The organism is Bacillus sp. P4_D3 (assembly GCF_056401855.1).
Map to the genome: position 1 here is coordinate 1 of NZ_JBFUIN010000438.1, position 2,599 is coordinate 2,599.

Annotated in this window: 3 protein-coding genes; all 3 read right to left on the minus strand. The window is 36.7% G+C overall.

All coding sequences use genetic code 11. From position 1 onward, the window contains the following. Positions 1 to 83: 83 nt before the first annotated feature. The 3 genes from AC1DTM_RS22370 to accB are packed head-to-tail and all read right to left on the minus strand — an operon-like array spanning position 84 to position 2,356. Positions 84 to 476: an Asp23/Gls24 family envelope stress response protein gene (locus AC1DTM_RS22370; protein WP_000807630.1), complete on the minus strand. Its 393-nt coding sequence runs from the start codon at positions 474 to 476 to the stop codon at positions 84 to 86. Between the two features lie 22 nt (positions 477 to 498). Then, positions 499 to 1,851 (minus strand): acetyl-CoA carboxylase biotin carboxylase subunit, encoded by a 1,353-nt coding sequence (accC, locus tag AC1DTM_RS22375; RefSeq protein ID WP_002160529.1) that lies wholly within the window; start codon positions 1,849 to 1,851, stop codon positions 499 to 501. Between the two features lie 16 nt (positions 1,852 to 1,867). After that, the gene (gene accB / locus AC1DTM_RS22380; protein WP_002160528.1) at positions 1,868 to 2,356 is read right to left on the minus strand and encodes an acetyl-CoA carboxylase biotin carboxyl carrier protein; all 489 of its coding nucleotides are present in this window, start codon (positions 2,354 to 2,356) and stop codon (positions 1,868 to 1,870) included. Positions 2,357 to 2,599: the final 243 nt, after the last annotated feature.

Here is a 2,599-nt window from a genome sequence, read left to right on the forward strand (position 1 = left end):
GTATAATAATTTGAGGGTTTTAATTTGTGAAGAAATGAAACGATAAAAAAGATGCCTATTTTACTAGGCACCTTTTTTCACTCTTACACTGGTTCGATTTCTGTTTTTTGTGTTTCGAATGTTACGCCAACGATGTGAACGTTCACTTCTTTTGGCTCAAGTCCTGTCATTGTAAAGAGTGCTTGGCGAATATTGTCTTGAATTTTTTGTGCAACAACCGGAATTGCTACACCAAAATACATCACAACATAAAGGTCAACAATAATATCTTCGTTTGCTAATTCAACCTTTACACCTTTACCATGATTTTTCTTACCTAACTTCTCAACAACATCTGTAGCAAAATTACCACGCATTGCCGCTACACCTTCTACTTCAGCAGCTGCAATACCTGCAATTACTTCGATTACTTCTGGTGCAATTTCTACTTTTCCAAGAGTTGTATCTTGACCCATATCTAACATATGTTCAGCCATGAAAAAAACCTCCTTTAATGTATCACTGCGTCACAAGTTCATGCTCTTCCAAAAATTTCGTGTTAAACTCACCTTTTACAAAATCAGGATGATCTAACAATTGCAAATGGAACGGGATTGTTGTATGTACGCCTTCAATGACAAACTCACTGAGCGCTCGCTTCATTTTTGCAATTGCCTCTTCACGTGTTTTTCCGTGAACAATTAATTTAGCAACCATCGAATCATAGAAAGGTGGTATTGAATATCCCGGATATACAGCTGAATCGACGCGAATACCAAATCCGCCTGGTGGTAAGTACATTTCTACTCTACCTGGAGATGGCATAAATTTTTTGGCAGGGTTTTCCGCATTAATTCGACATTCCATTGCCCAACCATTAAATTGTACTTCTTCTTGCTGTAACGATAACTTTTCTCCAGAAGCAACAAGAATTTGTTCTTTAATTAAATCCATCCCTGTTACCATTTCAGTAACTGGATGTTCAACTTGGATTCTCGTATTCATCTCCATGAAATAAAAGCTTTTCGTTTTATATTCATAAATAAACTCAACCGTACCAGCACCTGTATAATCAACCGCTACCGCCGCTTTAACTGCTGCGTCACCCATTTGCTTGCGAATATTCTCATCAAGTGCAGGTGATGGACTTTCTTCTAATAGTTTTTGCAGACGGCGCTGAATTGTACAATCACGCTCTCCTAAATGAATGGCATTTCCATGTGTATCTGCCATTATTTGAATCTCAACATGGCGGAAATCTTCAACGTACTTCTCTAAGTATACACCAGGGTTCCCAAAAGCGGTACTGGCTTCTTGCTGTGTAATTTGAATTCCTTTTACAAGCTCTTCTTCATGGCGCGCAACACGAATACCTTTTCCGCCACCACCTGCAGTCGCTTTAATAATAACTGGATATCCAATTTGATTAGCAAGCTCGATCGCTTCTTCGGTATTTTTAATAATCCCTTGTGAACCTGGTACAATCGGAACCCCTGCTTCTTTCATTGTATCACGTGCAACGTCTTTTGTGCCCATCTTTGAAATAGCTTCCGGGCTTGGACCGATAAAAATCAAGTTACACTCACGGCATAATTCTGCAAAATCTGCATTCTCTGCTAAAAATCCGTATCCCGGATGAATTGCATCACAACCTGTCAATTTTGCAACGCTAATAATGTTCGTCAAATTTAAATAGCTTTCTTTCGAAATCGTTGGTCCAACACAATACGCTTCATCTGCAATTTGCACATGAAGTGACTCTTTGTCTGCTTCAGAATAAATTGCAACTGTTTCAATATCCATTTCTTTACAAGCGCGAATAATTCGTACAGCAATTTCTCCACGATTGGCTATTAATACTTTTTTTATCATCACAAAGACTCCCTTATTACGCTTTTACAAGAAATAGCGGTTGTCCATACTCAACAAGCTGTCCGTTATTAACAAGAATTTCAACAATTTCGCCCTCTACATCTGCGTCAATTTCGTTAAATAATTTCATAGCTTCAACAATACATACGATAGAATCTTTCGATACTCTGTCCCCAACACTTACATATTGAGGTGTATCAGGCGAAGAAGAGGAATAAAATGTCCCTACCATCGGTGATGTGATTTTATGTAGGTTTTCATTTTGAACAGCTTTCTCTTCTTCTTGTTTTTGCACTTCTACTTGCGCTGCCGCTACTGTTGTTTCTACTTCAACAGATGCTGCTGGTTGTACTACCTGTTTCGTTACCGGTGCTTGCACAGCAACAACTTCATTACCACGTTTTTTCATTTTGATTGTTGTACCGTCTTTTTTGTATTCAAATTCATCAATATTAGAGCTATCAATTAATTTAATTAATTCACGAACTTCTTGAATTTTAAACATGTAAAATCCACTCCCATACTCTTGTTTGTCCCGTTTTTACAGATTGGCATCAAATTGATTTACTGTAAAAATACGATGTATTCTATTAGAAAATTTATTCCTATGACATTTACTAATAGAAATATTTACTATTCCCATCTTACGCTAAATTTTTTAAACATTCCAATTTATATTTCTTTATTATAAATCGAAACTCCTGTAAAAATATTATTCCACCAAAAAATTATTACCTAGTAATAATAC

Coding starts and splice junctions, on each gene's coding strand:
- accB (WP_002160528.1), bottom strand. CDS start 2,356: ATGTTTAAAATTCAAGAAGTTCGTGAATTAATTAAATTAATTGATAGC.
- AC1DTM_RS22370 (WP_000807630.1), bottom strand. CDS start 476: ATGGCTGAACATATGTTAGATATGGGTCAAGATACAACTCTTGGAAAA.
- accC (WP_002160529.1), bottom strand. CDS start 1,851: ATGATAAAAAAAGTATTAATAGCCAATCGTGGAGAAATTGCTGTACGA.